This is a genomic window from uncultured Holdemanella sp. (genome assembly GCF_934772795.1).
Lineage (GTDB): Bacteria > Bacillota_I > Bacilli_A > Erysipelotrichales > Erysipelotrichaceae > Holdemanella.
In genome coordinates, this window is the sequence record NZ_CAKVMR010000015.1 from 1 (window position 1) to 15,974 (window position 15,974).

The window sequence follows — 15,974 nt, forward strand, 5'->3', positions numbered from 1 at the left end:
CTTATCGGGTGGTAAATTGATCATTCAACCGAATAAAGAAGCGACTTTTAAGCCAAATGAAAATGTCATTATTGGAAACGTTGCCTTATATGGTGCTACTAGTGGTGAAGCTTATATTCGTGGTATGGCTGGAGAGCGTTTTGCGGTACGTAACTCAGGAGCAAGTGCTGTAGTAGAGGGTGTTGGAGATCATGGACTTGAATATATGACAGGTGGTACTGTTGTGATCTTAGGTCAAACAGGTAAAAACTTGGCTGCCGGTATGTCTGGTGGTATTGCGTATATTTATGATCCGAACCATGATTTATATACACGTTTAAATAAACAATTAGTCAATACATATGAAGTAAGTGGTAAAGCAGATATTGAAACATTAACGCAATTATTAAAGAATCACTATAAATATACAAATTCGGATGTTGCAGAAAAGATTTTATCAAATTTTGATTCTGAACTATCCAACTTTAAAAAGATCGTACCTAAGGATTATGAAAAGATCACTACATTGATTCAAGAATTAAAGGCCAAAGGCTATCATGATGATGAAGCCAGTCTTATGGCTTTTGAACAGGTACATGCTTAGAAAGGATGAAGGATTATGGGAAAACCAACAGGATTTTTAGAATATGAAAGACAAGAAAACGAGGCCATCCAACCTCTTTCTCGTATCACAAACTTTAATGAATTTCATCCTTTTTTAGATGAAGAAACTAGACGTAAACAAGGTGCACGCTGCATGAACTGTGGCGTTCCCTTTTGTCAGTCAGCCATTAAATTAAAAAACATGGTGACTGGCTGTCCTTTACACAACTTGATTCCGGAATGGAATGATGAAATCTATAATGGCAATGATAAAAGAGCTTTATCCAGATTATTAAAAACAAATCCATTCCCTGAATTTACTGGCCGTGTATGCCCTGCCCTTTGCGAAAAGGCTTGTTTGAATGGTTTAGATCAAGAACCTGTCACAATCAAAGAAAATGAATTGTATACGATTGAAACAGCCTATAAAAACGATTGGATGAAAGCCTATATTCCTAGTGTTCGTTCCGATAAAAAGGTCGCCATCATTGGTTCAGGTCCAGCAGGTCTAGCTTTGGCTCATGATTTAAATCGAAGAGGTCATTCTGTGACTGTCTTTGAAAAAGAAGATCGTATTGGTGGTTTATTGATGTATGGTATTCCAAATATGAAGCTTGAAAAGAATGTGATTCAAAGAAGATTAGACATTCTTAAGCAAGAAGGAATCATTTTTAAAACGAATGTGAATGTAGGTAAAGATATCACTAAAAAGGAATTGGAAAAAGAATTTGATGCGATTATTTTTGCGACAGGATCTAAAAAAGCACGTGATCTAAATGTAAAGAATCGTGATTGCACAGGCATTTATTTTGCGGTGGACTATCTTACAAAAGCCACTAAACATTTGTTGGATAACACAGAAGAAATTTCTGCCAAATATAAACATGTCGTCATTGTCGGTGGTGGTGATACTGGAAATGATTGTGTAGGTACAAGTATTCGTCAGGGTTGTGCAAGTGTTGTACAAATTGAAATGATGCCTAAAGCCCCAGAAGAAAGACTAGAAAGTAATCCTTGGCCAGAATGGCCTAAGATCTGTAAGACTGATTATGGTCAAGAAGAAGCGATTGCCGTCTTTAAAAAGGATCCTCGTATTTATGAAACAACCGTGAAAGAGTGTATCTTAGATGATAAGAAAAATTTAAAACAGATCAAAACCGTAAAAGTACAATTCAACAATGGAAAGCTTGAAGAAGTTAAGGGTTCTGAACAAGTCTTAGATTGCGATCTATTATTGATTGCGGCTGGTTTTATTGGTGTTGAGGATGATTTAAAGAAGAGTTTTAAATTAGAAACTTCACAAAGAAATACAATTGTGACTCAACCAAATTCATATCAAGTAAAAGATAAATACTTTACGGCTGGAGATTGTCATAGAGGTCAATCCTTAGTTGTATGGGATATCCATGAAGGTAAAGAGTGCGCAAAAGAAGTCGACACGTATTTAATGGGTTATACAAATATGGAATAATTTAAAGTTGATTTAAGCTTGGAATCATATCCTTGTATTGTAAACAAGGAGGTATAAGGTCATGAAAAATGAAATCCCAAGAATTCCAAATTCAAATCATAAATTATTAAAGAAAGGATCCAAATTAATTTTAAGCGCAGCTACTTTTGGTGTAGTTGCCGCCGGTTCTTTTCAAGGTGTCAACTATGTAGTAAATAACTACAATAAGGAGAATACAACGGTTCAAAGTACAAATGTAGTCAACACTTCAACTAAATCAACATCAGATGTAAGTAAGGTCGCTCAAAACTGTATGCCTAGTATTGTATCGATTACCAATGTATCGGTTTCGGACGTACAAAACTATTTCAGTCTATATGGACGTAATTCTAGAAGCAATCCATTTACGCAACAAGAAAGTACAAGTGTAGGTAGTGGTGTCATCATTAATAAACAGAATGGTGAAATTGATATTTTGACAAACTATCACGTGATTAAAGGTGCTACCACTTTAACTTGTACATTAGCGGATAATACCAATGTAGAGGCCACTGTAAAAGGTGTGGATGAAGATCGTGACTTAGCTGTAATTTCCATTAAAACGAAAGACTTAAGTGAAGATACACTAAAACAAATAGCGATTGCGACAATTGGAGATAGTGACAAGTTACAAGTTGGTGAACAAGTCGTAGCCATTGGTAATGCGTTAGGTTATGGTCAATCTGTTACAACGGGTATTGTATCGGCTACAAATCGTAGTGTTTCAACAAGTTCAGATACAGACAAATCTCAATCATATATTCAAACGGATGCAGCTATAAATCCAGGAAACTCTGGTGGTGCCCTACTTAATATGAGTGGTGAATTGATTGGCATCAACTCCGCAAAATTAAGTGATACCGATGTAGAAGGTATGGGTTATGCGATTGCGATCAGTGATGTCAAAGATTCCATCAATACAATGCTTGAAGGAAAAGATGTAAGTAAATCATCAACACAATCTTCTTACTATAACAATAATGAAGAAGATGATGATGACTCCTCTAGTCCATTTGACTTTTGGAACTAAGACTAATAGACTGTTTAGATCATTTTAAACAGTCTTTTATTACATAGCTCCTCTTTTGCAAATGGGTGGTAAGTGACAAATTGTTACAGGCAATGGTATAATTAGAACGCTTGTAGAAAGGCAAGCTCTTGAAGAGCTTCATGAGGTGAATAACCATCAAGAGGAACTTGGCGGTTCTGGTTATTCATCTCGTGAAACTCCGAACCGCCAAACACAAATGAATAAAAATGAACGTAGAAAATATCCATCTTTACGTTCGTTTACTTGGTCTGAAGATTCTAAAAAATCTGAAGGACAGTTGCTTGTAGAAAATACTGTTCAAGAATGGTACGACGCTAAACATGCAACATCATCTATTTTTGAAATTGAATTTATAAATTCTTTAGATATAAAACAATGTCCATTCTGTGGATCCAACGATTTTATAAAATACGGTCATAAGAAAGATGGTACACAAAGATATATTTGTAAAGAATGTGGTAAACGCTTCACAGCTTTGACGAATACAATCTTTGATTCTAAGAAAATACCTATATCTGAATGGATTGAGTATTTACTGCATTTGTTTGAATTCCATTCTATAAATTCAACAGCCTACGATAATAGAAATTCACCCACTACAGGTAAATATTGGCTGATCAAAACATTCGAAGTTTTAAAAGGAATACAAGATGATGTTGTACTAGACGGTACAGTATATTTGGATGAAACATATTTTACAAAAGTAAAAAGTAAACTAGTAACAAAAGATGGAAAGAAACTTAGAGGAATATCTAGAAATAAAATAGGTGTTGGTGTTGCCTGTAACGAAACAAAATCAATTTTTATAATTACGGGAACATCAAAGCCTTCAAGAAAATCAACAAAAGAAACATACAGTCAGCATATTGCAAAAGGTTCTGTATTAGTTCATGATGATGAGCATTCTCATAGCATATTGGTTGAAGAATTAGAACTAGAAAGCAAAGTATACCCAACAAAAGAAACAAAGGGATTATCTGATAAAGACAATCCCTTATATCCAGTCAATAATCTTCATTTACTGTTAAAACAATTTATAAGAAATCATGGGGCTTATGATAGAGAGCACCTCCAAGACTGGCTAAACCTATTTTGGTTCATTATGAACGAGCCAAAGGACAAGTATGATAAGGTGTTAAAATTTATAGAATTGGCAGTTTTGTCGCCAAAAAAAGTGCGATACCGGGATGCAATGAGCTCTAAGCACAGTAAATAAGCGAATGATTACCACCCATTTGCAAAAGAGGAGCTTATTACATTTTTAAACAAATTATGTTATATTGAATATGACGAAGGCGTTATATGCGCAAACTGGGTTGCTAACCCTTATCTGAGATGATAAGGACGCTGCCCTTTCAAATTTTTAGAACTAAAACAGGTACTTGATTCCTGTTTTTTTTTATTGTAGAATGTTTAAGATGTTTTTTTGTGGATATGGATTGCATGACCATAATCTATGTATGAAGGCATCAATTTGATTAGTTACATCGTATTCTGTAAAAGAAACGAAAGTAGGAGGAAATATGAACAAATCAAAACTATCAGTACGCCAGATGTGCGTGTTGGCTTTATTTTTGGCCATCGAAATCATCATGTATCTAACACCAATTGGATACTTACGTATTAACGCATTAAGTGTTACATTGATGCACGTGCCTGTAATTATCTTGGCTAGCACAATGGGACCTGCTGCAGGAGCTTTCTTAGGATTCGTATTCGGATGTACATCAGTCATCGGTGCTACAATGACACCTGGAATCACAAGCTTTGTCTTCTCTCCATTCGTAACAGTTGGTGGAATTTCTGGTAACTTCTTTAGTTTAGTAATAGCTTTAGTTCCACGTATTTTATTAGGCGTGATTGCTGGTTATGTATTTAAATTCACTAAAAAATATGCGAAAAATACTCCAGTTGCTGCAGGTATTGCCGCTGCAGTAGCAACAGTATGCCACACAATCATGGTATTAGGATTGATCGTTATCTTATTCGGTCCTCAATACTCACAAGCTTTAGGCATTAGCCAAGCTGCATTAAACGGTGTTATGGCTGGTGTCATCGGAACAAACATGATTCCTGAAGTCATCGTAGCTGTTGTTTCAAATATGGCTTTAGCGACTGCATTAAGTTCAAGATACGTTGGAATCGCACAACAAGCATAGTCAATGAATAGTGTAACTTTGGTTGCACTATTTTTTTTATTTGGATTATAATGATTTGGGTGATAAAAATGGATTTAAATTGGAAATTAAATAAAACAGAACACATTGTACAAGATGAATGGATCGACTTTCGTAAAGAGTCTTTTATTCTTCCCGATGGAAAAGAATTCTCCCCTTTCTATAACTATTCAAGAAGAAACTTTGTCGTGATTATCGCAAGAACAAAAGATGATAAGTATATAACTGTACGTCAATATAGACATGGCTTAAAAAAAGTAACCACAGAATTTTGTGCAGGTGGCATTGAAGGTGATGAAAAAGACAGTGCACTACTTGCAGCTAAGCGTGAACTTGAAGAAGAAACTGGCTATATTTCAAATAACTGGAAACATATTTATACCATTCCTAGTAATCCGACAATTGCGGATAATTACGCATTTTTATATTATGCCGATGATTGTGAAAAGGCATGTGATCAACATCTAGATTCCACTGAATTTATAGAAGTCAAAGAATATACAGAAGATGAAATTAATGATTTAATTAAAAACAATGAATTTGTCCAACCAATTCATCTAATGGGTTGGCTTATGGTTAAAAAAGGCGTATAGTAGGAAGTGTAAAGGAGACTTATAAACATGGAAAAATTAACTAAAAAGGACATCATTTCAAACATTGCCGAAGATTCTCACTTAACTAAAAAGGACATTACGGAAATTGTTGATTCAGCCTTAACACAAATCTTTGAAGGATTGAGTGAAGGAAAAACTGTGGATCTTGCAGGATTTGGAAAATTTGAAATCACAGAAAGAAAAGCTAGAGAAGGATTCAACCCTCTAACAAAAGAAAAGATTCAAATTGAAGCCAGCAAGTCTGTTAAGTTCAAAGTAGCTAAAGCATTAAAAGAAGCGGTTAATAAATAATGTGAGTACCCATCTGATAACCCCCTAGGCATTTTCCTGCTGTCTAGCTATAGCATATTTACCTGATTTACTAACTGTTTATTAACATTCTTAATGCTAATTTATTACATGGGGACGTCATGTGGGTACTCACAATAAATAATATCAAAACAGGAAAAGCATTTCGCTTTTCCTTTTATTTTAGATCTTGTATTACTTTATAAATATCTTCTTGCATACAAATGGATTGAGATTGAATTTCTTTAGGACACAATATATTTTGTTGATTGATACAAACATAAGTTGCGTTTGGATTATGCATCGTCATCTGCATAAATGGATATTTAATAATGGCTGGTGTATTAAAGCCGACCCCTAATTCTAAGAAAACTATTTTTAGATTTTTTCTCGTACGAATAAAATCTGCATATCTTTGACTTGCCTTGTGCCATCCTTCATCTTCTACAAATGAATTGTCACATCTAAGATTCATTGTCATGGGTTTACCACAATGTGGACATTTTGGGATCAATTCAGTCGGTATCTTCATATCTTTTTGTTTAGAAACCATTTCTAAAATCAAATCTTTATTTTCATACGTTTCATCATGACAAGGTGTCATACATTGAAACAAGCCATAATCGCCTTGTGTATAGAACAGTCTTTTTTTATCAAAACCCGCCTTTTGAAAACAATGATCCACATTTGTGGTAAGCACAAAATAATCTTTATCCTTCACCAAAGAGAATAACGTTTCATATACATCTTTAGGTGCATCCATATAACGATTGATCCATATATATCGACTCCAGTAGGCCCAATATTCTTCCAATGATTCAAATGGATAAAAACCTCCAGAGTACATGTCTTGAATTTTATATTTTTGTTTAAAATCCGCAAAATACGTATCAAAGCGTTTACCGCTATATTCAAATCCAGCAGCCACTGATAATCCAGCTCCAGCTCCAATCACAATCGCATCACAATCACTTAACTTCTCTTTTAATTTTTCAATCTGATCCAAGTAAGTCTGTGTAGATTTGTTTGTCCAAGGATTTAAAAACATTAAATATCACCTTCATTTCACTCGATGTTTTCCTTTTATATTCCTTTACAGTTTCTATCGCAATTTTTGCTGCCAAATCATTTGGGAAATGAAATTCCCCTGTTGATATACAACAGAATGCGATACTTTTTAAACCCGTCTTTTCAGCTAGTTCTAAACAACTTGTGTAACAATTTTTTAAGTCCGCTTTATCTTTATCTGTCACAACACCACGAACAATAGGACCTACCGTATGCAAGATATATTGACATGGTAAATTATAAGCTGGTGTTATTTTTGCCTTACCCGTTTCTTCTAAAGTTTGTTGTGAAGACATAATTGCATGCATCTTTAAACGAAGTTGTACTCCTGCATACGTATGAATCGCATTATCAATACATCCATGGTTGGGACAGAAACAGCCAAGCATTTGACTATTAGCTGCATTGACGATCGCATCACATTTTAAAGTTGTGATATCGCCTTGCCAGACATACAAATTTTTTTGAATTTCATCAAGATCATCAATCGAAACAATCCCTTTTCTTTGAATCTCTTCTTTTAAATATTCATCCTGAACGGTAAGAAATTGATTTTTAATGGGTTTAGGAATACGCACATTCATTAAGGCTCTTAATAGTTTCTTTTGATCAAACGCATTCTTAGGTATTGAAATATCTTCATATTGACTTTCTTCATTCAATAAATATTGAATTAAATATACTCTTCTTTCTTCTTGATTCATATTTACACCTTTGAAACTGCACTGTATTCACAATCACCTAATTGATCATCCGATAAATGACACATGTGTCTTTGGCGATAGACTAGCTGGTTTACATAATCACTTGCAGGATGATTTAAAATATTTTTTGGTGTATCATACTGTTCAATCTTTCCTTGATTCATAACCAACACCTTTGTACCTAATTTTAAAGCTTCATTGATATCATGCGTCACAAATAAAATCGTGATTTTTGTCTCCTTATGAATTCGCTTCATTTCTTTTTGTAGCTGTTCTCGTGTAATTTCATCGACCGCCCCAAAAGGTTCGTCCATCAATAATATTGAGGGGGATGCCGCTAAAGCTCTTGCGATACCCACTCTTTGTTGCTGACCACCCGATAATTCATTCGGATAACGATGCATGATATCTTCATCTAAGCCCACGATTTGCATCCATTTGGCTACAGCATCACGCGTCTTAGCTTTATCTTTCTTATTTAATAAATTCGGTACATAAGAAATATTTTGTTCTACATTTAAGTGCGGAAACAAAACACTTCCCTGAATCGCATAGCCAATGCCTCTTCTTAATTCAATAAGATTCTTTGATTTAATATCTTCATTATTGACAAACACACTTCCACTTGTAGGTTCAATCAATCCATTCACCATCTTTAATGTCGTTGTTTTACCACATCCACTTGAACCTACAATACTCACAAATTCGCCTTGTTCAATTTTTAGGTTTAAGTCTTCAATCACAACATTTTCACCATATGCCTTTTTAATATTTCTAAATTCTACAGCTACACTCACTTCAACAACCCCCTATCCTTTAATAATTTCTTTGCGATATCTCTAGGTTCTTTTTTTAATGTCTCGACTTCATAATTCATTTTCGCCATTTGGGCATCACTAATTGTATTTGTTAATTTATTTAAAACCGTTTTTAATTCTGGATGTTTCTTTAAGACTTCATTACGAACAACATTTCCACACATATATGAAGGATATAAGTTTTGATCATCCTTTAACACTGTGACATTTGAAGTTGAAAGCTGACCATCTGTTGTGAATACATTCATAACATCAATTTTTCCTTGGTTGATAGCTTGATATTTTAGTCCAATATCCAAATCCATTGTCTTTTTAAAGTTCAACCCATACGCATCACATAGTGCATCATATCCATCTTCTCTTTCAAAAAAGTCATACTCTGCTCCAAAAACAAGTTGAGACGAAACTCTACTTAAATCTGAATATGTTTTTAAGCCATATTGTTCGGCAATTTCTTTTCGTACAACTAAACCGTATGTATCATTAAATCCATACATACCAAGCCAGCTCATATCATATTTCTTCTGATATTGTTTTTGTAGATCCTCAAATAAGTCTTCCGTATATAAACCCTCTTTTTTTAAGACCATATTCCATCCTGTACCCGTATATTCTGGATAGATATCAAATTCTGCACTTTCCATTCCCGGCTGAATATTGGATGTTCCTCCACCTACGCCTTGGGTAATTTCTACATTTAAATTCGTATCTTGTTCAATCAATATATCCATCATTTCACCTAAAATATATTGTTCAGTCATAGGCTTTGTCGCAATATGAATCGTTTCTTGTTGTTTATTCAAAAACATAGATACAGATAAAGAAAGAATAATCAATACAACGACAAGAATTGAACCTTTCTTCTTTTCTAAACAGCCCAAAATAAAATCAACAAATAGAGCAAGAAGTGCAATCAATATACTTCCAATCATTGTCATATTCGCATTGTTTGTCGTAATCCCTCGATAGATCGCAACACCAAGTCCTCCAGCACCAATAAAGGATGCGATACCGGCAAGCGCAATCGTCATAGTAGCCATACTTCGAATGCCAGAAAGTATCATGGGCATAGAAAGTGGAAGTTTGATTTTATATAGAATTTGATAATCTGTACTCCCCATGCCTTTGGCAGCTTCAATAATGTTCTCATCCACATTTGTAAGTCCCGTATATGTATTTCGGACCATAGGTAATAAGGCATAAATCGTTAATATAATAATGGCTGTTGTATTTCCAACGCCTGTAAATGGAATCAAGAATCCTAACATGGAAATGGAAGGAATCGTATAAAGAAAACTAATGACACTCAATGCGAATTTACTTGTTTTCTTATATTCGCTAATCAATATCCCAATGAACAATCCAATCACAATCGCTATCAATATAGATACAGCTGATATTTTTATGTGTTCTACTAGTAAATCGAAAAAGAACTCCTTCTTCTCTAAAAATAATTCAATCATAAATTACATCCTTTCAATCGCCTGTACGGGACATGTTTCAAAACATAAGCCGCAATGTAAACAGTGTTCTTGCTGAATCACAAAATCTTGAATGCAACTTTGTGGACATACTCTTTCACATTTACCACAATGAATACACGCATCGGATATTTTGTATCCTTTCTTTTTCACTTCACTACCATGTAAAGAATATACGTTTCGAACAATCGGTTTCACACCTAAATCAAAAAACTCAATTTCTCCATGATCAATGCAGAAAGCTTCCAGTACATAACGACTATTATCTGGATACACTTCATTCATCGATAGATTATTTTCAAAGATACGATCCATCCACATCTTTTGATCATCTAAACGTTTGGCTTTTCCATTCAAACGCAACATTTGAAACTTAGAATTCATTCCTGTAATTGCGACATTTCCATCAAGCATTAATTGATGATAAAAGTCTTTCCCTCTTGCCGTACAAAAATATAGCTTTTCATTTTCCACAAGCATGACATCAATCATACGAATTTGTGGAAATCCCTTTTCATCCACACTCGCAAAAGCACAATCTTTAATTTCTCTTAACATCATTAAACATTTTTCAGCATTCATAACCCATGTCCTCACTTTTCGTGTTTATTCTAAGTGTAAAAAGCGCAAAAAAAAAGTACGCACAATATTGTGGCCTAGTTACCACAAGGAAACTTTTGCGTACATAAAGTTGATTTCTTAAAGTGTAGTATGTTATTTTATTTCTGTAAGTATCTATTAGATACCATGGAGGCAAATATGAATGAAATAAATGAACTTCCGGCATGTCCCGTTGAAACGACACTATCCTTAATTGGAGATAAATGGAAAGTATTAATATTAAGAGATTTAATCACTGGTACAAAACGTTTTGGTGAATTAAAGAAAAGTATTGGCACCGTATCTCAAAAAGTCTTAACCGCTCAATTAAGAAACATGGAAGAAAATGGACTTGTACATCGCAAAGTCTATGCCGAAGTGCCTCCTAGAGTGGAATATTCATTGACTGAGCTTGGTCAAAGCTTAAAACCTATTCTAGATGCCCTGCAAAACTGGGGCGAAGAATATAAACAAAATCATGAAAAGGCATCCTAGAATGCCTTTTTTATATATAACACATCAAGTCGAGATTCTCTCTAATCTGTCTATATTATAATACGAGTATTTATAAAATATAAAAGAAGCTAAACTCTTATACGTTATACCTTCTTCGATCATTACCACTCATATTATAATACTCATATTTACTCTTATACATTCTTTCATCCGCTAATTTAGAAACCGAATGAATTGAATCAAAATCTTGTTCAGTAGACTTGACGACACCATATGATACAGACATCGAATTTGAGTACTTACCATGCCAATCCTGAATGGATGAATTAAACACTTGTAGTATGGATTCTAAATCTGTTACGGATTGAGTCAATAAAGCCACAAATTCATCTCCACCAATACGGTAGATCTTTCCATAAGAGGCAAACGCAAACTTCATGCAGTTGGCAGCCGCACAAATAAGTTCATCCCCTGCACTATGTCCAAATGTATCATTGGCTTGTTTTAAACCGTTTAAATCAAATGCGATATAAGCCCATTCTTTATTTAGATCCAACTTTTGAATATCCACTTCATAAGCACGACGATTCAAACATTTCGTTAATTCATCCATATTTGAAGTATAAATATACTTTTCTTTTTCATACTTCTCCTTTAATACTCTTGAAAGCATTAAAACAAGTAAACATGAAGCTAAAGTTAAGTATATTCCGACAATACATATCGCAACAATATTGATTTGAGCATTCATTGACTTAGACATACATACAGCTACAATATAATCTCCATGTTTCCGTTTTACATATCGATAGCCCTTATGATTAAATCGAGCCGTATTGCCAACCCAAGATGTATCTGTAGCTCCCAAAATCTTTTTTGTCTTTGCGTCCACCACATAAATTTCCATACCCTTATAAACAGGCATATCGGCAACGACATTAGAAATTTGGTTTCGCTTTAATTCCTTTAATAGACGCTTTGGCGTAATACCCACTTGAACCATATGCGTTTTAGATTCATTCCAAGTGATCGCATACATCATCTCTTTAGCTTCAGCCGTATTCGGCGTAACATCTTGACATAATGTTAAATCATAATTATTTAACATTTGTTTAAAGAAAGCCATTTGTTCACCTGAATCAAAACTATATCCAAAATATTTAGGTAACGAACCCGAATAGATTGTTCCCGTATCATCAATCAAATGAATTTCATCAACAGACATTAATCCTGCAATCTTTTGAAGTTCATCGACATCATATTCTACTTCCGGCTTGGCATCCACAATATAAGATATGGCCTTAGCACGAACAATATAATCATCTTTTAAAGATTTTACGAATTCACTTTCAATTGACTCATTCTTATCTATTACCGCAATCACTCGATCTAATAATACGTTAGATGTCGTTTGCGCATTCTTATCATTCACAAACTGCAATATACAAGTTTCAAGAATCAATGCCACCGCAACAATAGTGATTGAAAGTGCTAAAATTTTTCTCTTTCTCATAATTACTATTTTAGGTTATATTTTAGAAAAATAAAAGTGGCATTTTTTATGCCACGATTTTTTGAATCGATTGTTTTAAATCTTCAGCCGCCAACTTTGTATCGTCTTGATCCATAATAGCTGATACCACACAAACACCTTGGATTGGACTCTTTTCTAAAACCGAAAGATTATCTTTATTTAATCCTCCAATTGCACAAACAGGAATATTGACAGCTGCACAAATATCATTTAATGTTTCAACACTCGTAATCTTTGTCTTTACATGCGTCTTTGTCGGATATATAGCACCACAACCTAAATAATCAGCACCATCAGCCTCTGCTTTTTTGGCAACCTCAACAGTCTTTGCGGTAGCACCAATAATACAATCTTTACCCATGATCTTACGCGCTACAGAAATTGGCATATCTTCATTTCCTAAATGAACACCACATCCTACAGCCATTGCGACATCAATACGATCATCAATAATTAATGGAATATTATAGGCATCGGTTATATTTTTAACTTTTAAAGCCAACTCATAATATTCCAAAGTTGACTTATTTTTTTCACGAAGCTGAATAATGGTTGCCCCACCTAAACATGCCCCTTTTACTTTATTTAAAAATGTTTCTTCATCATACCCATCTGAATTGGTAATAAAATATAATGTATAATCTACGTTTTTCATTCTAACACCTCTATTTTAAACAAAGATTCATCAAAACTTGAAAGCTTATAGATCTCATCCATAAAATGCATATGGAAAGTTCCCGGACCATTACACTCTGTTTTTTCTGCCGCCACTTCATAATAACAAGTTGCCTTTACACAAGCTGAAAACGGAGAATAACTCGCTAAAAATGTTGCGATTGCGACATTTAACATACATCCTGTTCCTGTAATTCTTGAAAGCATGTCACAACCATTTGAAATCAAGTATACTTCTTTACCATCTGTAATGACATCTACCTTACCACTACAAACAACTACACAACCAAGATGTAAAGCCATTTCTTTTAGCCACTTACTACTTTCATAAATATCCTCTTCATCTAAGATATCTGCATCTACGCCATGCGCATGACTTGTCATTCCATAAAAAGCTTTACATTCACTGATATTCCCTTTAATAACGGTTGGACAATATAAAGAAACAAGGTCTTTGGCATAATCCAATCGAAGTGTAGAACAAGCCACTCCAACTAAATCAAGAATGAATGGAATACCTTTTTCTTTAGCACACTTAGCACTAACCATCATAGATTTAGCTCTTACATCATCAAAGTTACCTAAGTTCAATGCCAATGCACTTGAATTTGAAGTAATCGATTCCACTTCATCTGGATGACAAGCCATAATAGGCTTTGCCCCCAAAGCTAATATAATATTTGCACAATCATTAATTGAAATTGGATTTGTGATACAGTGAATTAAATTATTCGTTTGTTTCAACAAATTTTTGCACTCCTAACTTTCTTTGAATATTTTCTAGAATACCACTACGAGACATTGACTTCAATAGAACATACGCAATACTTCCACCGATGATTGTACCCATTAAAAAACTAGGTACATAGAACATCCATGTAAGTCCTGTTCTACCCCATAAGTAAGCCATAACAGGATATGAAATAACAGAACCAATTAAACCAGTACCAATAATTTCACCAAGTACAGCAGCCCAGATCTTTCCTTTACTAACACGATATAAAATACCAGATAATGCAGCTCCAAAAACGGCTCCCGTTAAAGCCAATGGTGGAATTCCCATAACAGCCATTCGAATTAAACCAATCGCTAAAGCGCAAAGAAATGAATACCAAGGCCCCATAAATACGGCCATTGTGATATTGATCAAGTGTGCCATAGGACACATTCCTTCCACACGTAAAATTGGTGAAATGACCACTCCAACAGCTACCATCATTGAAAAAAAGACTAAGCTTAATAAGTAATTGTGTTTATTCATAATACTACCTCCTACAGATACAGATGGCCTAGAAAACACGCAAAAAACCATCTGTGGTTTCGGTATTAGACAAACAGTCCTCTCTCATCCTGTCCATTCAGGCTCCCTCGCTTGTTTTCTATACTCTAGGCGCTCCCCTACAGTAAGGCAATAAAATAAAAAGACCTGCAACGTAAAAAGACAGGTCAAAAAAAACATCTATACTTCCTACGCCGGCATTATCCGTCAGGTTTAATGGGTCGAAGTCGAACTTCCTCTCAGCAATAGCTCCCCAGATTTATTTACTACATCTAAAATTCTAGTACAAAACACACTAAAGTGCAAGGAGGAATTCATTCATGAAAACATACAAAATCAATTTTTTATCTATTATTCAAAATCATACTGTCAAATAATAAAGGTTTGTAACACTACAACCCCAAATTCGATAAAAGCTTTAAAAACTTCTTTTCATTCATTACATCATTTGTCACATACTCCCCATTATAAAATAAAGCATAGGTAGTAATAGGTGTTGGCGCATTTTGCGCCTTTTCTTTTGTATCTAAATGAATCACTTTAAATGAAATGTTATGTTCCTTAGCTACTTGTTCAACAATTGGTACATATTTCGCATTAAAAGGACACTGATTCGTATAATATAAGACAAAGCCTGATTCAGATATATGACAATCTTTCGAACAAGATTTAAATTTAGGTAAAACAGAATCCTTAAAGCTTAAATGCCACAATTGAATACCATTACTCGCTTCATCACACACTTTAAAACCTTTATACGCAAGAAATTTAGGATCGGCAAGATATGGCATTTTCTTTTTTGTAGATAAGATACAAATACCATCCATCCCCTTCTTTTGACTATCCTCAATACACATATTCAATAATTCATTCGAATATCCATGTCCCTTTAATGATCCAGAAACCCATAAACAATCTATATACATATAATTATCTGCATCAATTGGAATCCACGCATTCTTTGCCGGAATATATTCTATAAAACATTTCCCTCTCAAGACTGATTTTATAAAGACAAGCCCATCCTCAAAACGATCTGTCAACCAATCCTTTTTAGATCTTACTTGCTCATCTGAATTACTACTAATTGCACAACAAATGTGTTCTTGTTCTATATTTTCTTTTGTGACATATACATAATCCATTTTAAATACCTCA

At 34.3% G+C, this 15,974-nt stretch carries 17 protein-coding genes, 1 pseudogene and 1 riboswitch; of the genes and pseudogenes, 8 read left to right on the forward strand and 10 right to left on the reverse strand.

Going from position 1 to position 15,974, the window contains the following annotated elements; genetic code table 11:
• From Q0F04_RS04320 to Q0F04_RS04350, 7 genes and pseudogenes are all read left to right on the forward strand, one after another.
• A pseudogene (locus tag Q0F04_RS04320) lies at nucleotides 1-583 on the forward strand (glutamate synthase subunit alpha); the annotation flags it as partial.
• A gap of 15 nt (nucleotides 584-598) precedes the next feature.
• Nucleotides 599-2,053, forward strand: coding sequence for a glutamate synthase subunit beta (locus Q0F04_RS04325; protein ID WP_295750568.1), 1,455 nt, complete (start codon nucleotides 599-601; stop codon nucleotides 2,051-2,053).
• A gap of 61 nt (nucleotides 2,054-2,114) precedes the next feature.
• Nucleotides 2,115-3,101, forward strand: a complete 987-nt coding sequence (locus Q0F04_RS04330; RefSeq protein ID WP_295750571.1) for a trypsin-like peptidase domain-containing protein — start codon at nucleotides 2,115-2,117, stop codon at nucleotides 3,099-3,101.
• 145 nt (nucleotides 3,102-3,246) lie between these two features.
• On the forward strand, nucleotides 3,247-4,338 hold the full coding sequence (locus tag Q0F04_RS04335; RefSeq protein WP_295750573.1) for a hypothetical protein: 1,092 nt from the start codon (nucleotides 3,247-3,249) through the stop codon (nucleotides 4,336-4,338).
• A 307-nt stretch (nucleotides 4,339-4,645) separates the two neighbouring features.
• Nucleotides 4,646-5,281, forward strand: coding sequence for an ECF transporter S component (locus tag Q0F04_RS04340; protein ID WP_117571915.1), 636 nt, complete (start codon nucleotides 4,646-4,648; stop codon nucleotides 5,279-5,281).
• Nucleotides 5,282-5,349: 68 nt separating this feature from the next.
• Nucleotides 5,350-5,892: an NUDIX hydrolase gene (locus tag Q0F04_RS04345; RefSeq protein WP_295750576.1), complete on the forward strand. Its 543-nt coding sequence runs from the start codon at nucleotides 5,350-5,352 to the stop codon at nucleotides 5,890-5,892.
• A gap of 27 nt (nucleotides 5,893-5,919) precedes the next feature.
• Nucleotides 5,920-6,204 carry an HU family DNA-binding protein gene (locus Q0F04_RS04350; RefSeq protein ID WP_295750579.1) on the forward strand — a complete coding sequence of 95 codons (285 nt, stop codon included), beginning with the start codon at nucleotides 5,920-5,922 and terminating at the stop codon, nucleotides 6,202-6,204.
• A 175-nt stretch (nucleotides 6,205-6,379) separates the two neighbouring features.
• Here the strand turns inward: Q0F04_RS04350 and Q0F04_RS04355 are convergent, their stop codons facing one another.
• The 5 genes from Q0F04_RS04355 to Q0F04_RS04375 are packed head-to-tail and all read right to left on the reverse strand — an operon-like array spanning nucleotide 6,380 to nucleotide 10,854.
• Complete coding sequence (locus Q0F04_RS04355; RefSeq protein ID WP_295750582.1) at nucleotides 6,380-7,249, reverse strand: Sir2 silent information regulator family NAD-dependent deacetylase; 870 nt, start codon at nucleotides 7,247-7,249, stop codon at nucleotides 6,380-6,382.
• Nucleotides 7,194-7,973, reverse strand: coding sequence for a protein-ADP-ribose hydrolase (locus Q0F04_RS04360; RefSeq protein ID WP_295750584.1), 780 nt, complete (start codon nucleotides 7,971-7,973; stop codon nucleotides 7,194-7,196). Before Q0F04_RS04360 ends, Q0F04_RS04355 begins: the two co-directional genes overlap by 56 nt.
• A 2-nt stretch (nucleotides 7,974-7,975) precedes the next feature.
• The gene (locus tag Q0F04_RS04365; RefSeq protein WP_295750586.1) at nucleotides 7,976-8,770 is read right to left on the reverse strand and encodes an ABC transporter ATP-binding protein; all 795 of its coding nucleotides are present in this window, start codon (nucleotides 8,768-8,770) and stop codon (nucleotides 7,976-7,978) included.
• Nucleotides 8,767-10,254, reverse strand: coding sequence for a glycine betaine ABC transporter substrate-binding protein (locus tag Q0F04_RS04370; RefSeq protein WP_295750588.1), 1,488 nt, complete (start codon nucleotides 10,252-10,254; stop codon nucleotides 8,767-8,769). The genes Q0F04_RS04365 and Q0F04_RS04370 overlap by 4 nt, the downstream gene beginning before the upstream one ends.
• A 3-nt stretch (nucleotides 10,255-10,257) precedes the next feature.
• Nucleotides 10,258-10,854 (reverse strand): 4Fe-4S binding protein, encoded by a 597-nt coding sequence (locus tag Q0F04_RS04375; RefSeq protein ID WP_295750590.1) that lies wholly within the window; start codon nucleotides 10,852-10,854, stop codon nucleotides 10,258-10,260.
• 177 nt (nucleotides 10,855-11,031) lie between these two features.
• Between Q0F04_RS04375 and Q0F04_RS04380 the strand changes: the two genes are divergently transcribed.
• The gene (locus Q0F04_RS04380) at nucleotides 11,032-11,367 is read left to right on the forward strand and encodes a helix-turn-helix domain-containing protein (protein WP_295750593.1); all 336 of its coding nucleotides are present in this window, start codon (nucleotides 11,032-11,034) and stop codon (nucleotides 11,365-11,367) included.
• 97 nt (nucleotides 11,368-11,464) lie between these two features.
• Here the strand turns inward: Q0F04_RS04380 and Q0F04_RS04385 are convergent, their stop codons facing one another.
• From Q0F04_RS04385 to Q0F04_RS04405, 5 genes are all read right to left on the reverse strand, one after another.
• Entirely contained in the window at nucleotides 11,465-12,841 is a 1,377-nt protein-coding gene (locus Q0F04_RS04385; RefSeq protein WP_295750595.1) for a GGDEF domain-containing protein, read from the reverse strand.
• A gap of 46 nt (nucleotides 12,842-12,887) precedes the next feature.
• A complete protein-coding gene (thiE, locus tag Q0F04_RS04390) occupies nucleotides 12,888-13,517 on the reverse strand; it encodes a thiamine phosphate synthase (protein ID WP_295750597.1) in 630 nt (209 codons plus the stop codon).
• A complete protein-coding gene (gene thiM, locus Q0F04_RS04395; RefSeq protein WP_295750599.1) occupies nucleotides 13,514-14,284 on the reverse strand; it encodes a hydroxyethylthiazole kinase in 771 nt (256 codons plus the stop codon). The genes thiE and thiM overlap by 4 nt, the downstream gene beginning before the upstream one ends.
• Nucleotides 14,265-14,798 carry an energy coupling factor transporter S component ThiW gene (gene thiW / locus Q0F04_RS04400; protein WP_117571904.1) on the reverse strand — a complete coding sequence of 178 codons (534 nt, stop codon included), beginning with the start codon at nucleotides 14,796-14,798 and terminating at the stop codon, nucleotides 14,265-14,267. Before thiW ends, thiM begins: the two co-directional genes overlap by 20 nt.
• A 187-nt stretch (nucleotides 14,799-14,985) precedes the next feature.
• Nucleotides 14,986-15,082, reverse strand: a riboswitch (TPP riboswitch).
• A 126-nt stretch (nucleotides 15,083-15,208) separates the two neighbouring features.
• Nucleotides 15,209-15,961, reverse strand: coding sequence for a GNAT family N-acetyltransferase (locus Q0F04_RS04405; RefSeq protein WP_295750602.1), 753 nt, complete (start codon nucleotides 15,959-15,961; stop codon nucleotides 15,209-15,211).
• Nucleotides 15,962-15,974 lie beyond the last annotated feature (13 nt).

Coding starts and splice junctions, on each gene's coding strand:
- Q0F04_RS04380 (WP_295750593.1), top strand. CDS start 11,032: ATGAATGAAATAAATGAACTTCCGGCATGTCCCGTTGAAACGACACTA.
- Q0F04_RS04345 (WP_295750576.1), top strand. CDS start 5,350: ATGGATTTAAATTGGAAATTAAATAAAACAGAACACATTGTACAAGAT.
- Q0F04_RS04385 (WP_295750595.1), bottom strand. CDS start 12,841: ATGAGAAAGAGAAAAATTTTAGCACTTTCAATCACTATTGTTGCGGTG.
- Q0F04_RS04350 (WP_295750579.1), top strand. CDS start 5,920: ATGGAAAAATTAACTAAAAAGGACATCATTTCAAACATTGCCGAAGAT.
- Q0F04_RS04375 (WP_295750590.1), bottom strand. CDS start 10,854: ATGAATGCTGAAAAATGTTTAATGATGTTAAGAGAAATTAAAGATTGT.
- thiE (WP_295750597.1), bottom strand. CDS start 13,517: ATGAAAAACGTAGATTATACATTATATTTTATTACCAATTCAGATGGG.
- Q0F04_RS04405 (WP_295750602.1), bottom strand. CDS start 15,961: ATGGATTATGTATATGTCACAAAAGAAAATATAGAACAAGAACACATT.
- Q0F04_RS04325 (WP_295750568.1), top strand. CDS start 599: ATGGGAAAACCAACAGGATTTTTAGAATATGAAAGACAAGAAAACGAG.
- Q0F04_RS04370 (WP_295750588.1), bottom strand. CDS start 10,254: ATGATTGAATTATTTTTAGAGAAGAAGGAGTTCTTTTTCGATTTACTA.
- Q0F04_RS04360 (WP_295750584.1), bottom strand. CDS start 7,973: ATGAATCAAGAAGAAAGAAGAGTATATTTAATTCAATATTTATTGAAT.
- thiW (WP_117571904.1), bottom strand. CDS start 14,798: ATGAATAAACACAATTACTTATTAAGCTTAGTCTTTTTTTCAATGATG.
- Q0F04_RS04355 (WP_295750582.1), bottom strand. CDS start 7,249: ATGTTTTTAAATCCTTGGACAAACAAATCTACACAGACTTACTTGGAT.
- Q0F04_RS04330 (WP_295750571.1), top strand. CDS start 2,115: ATGAAAAATGAAATCCCAAGAATTCCAAATTCAAATCATAAATTATTA.
- Q0F04_RS04340 (WP_117571915.1), top strand. CDS start 4,646: ATGAACAAATCAAAACTATCAGTACGCCAGATGTGCGTGTTGGCTTTA.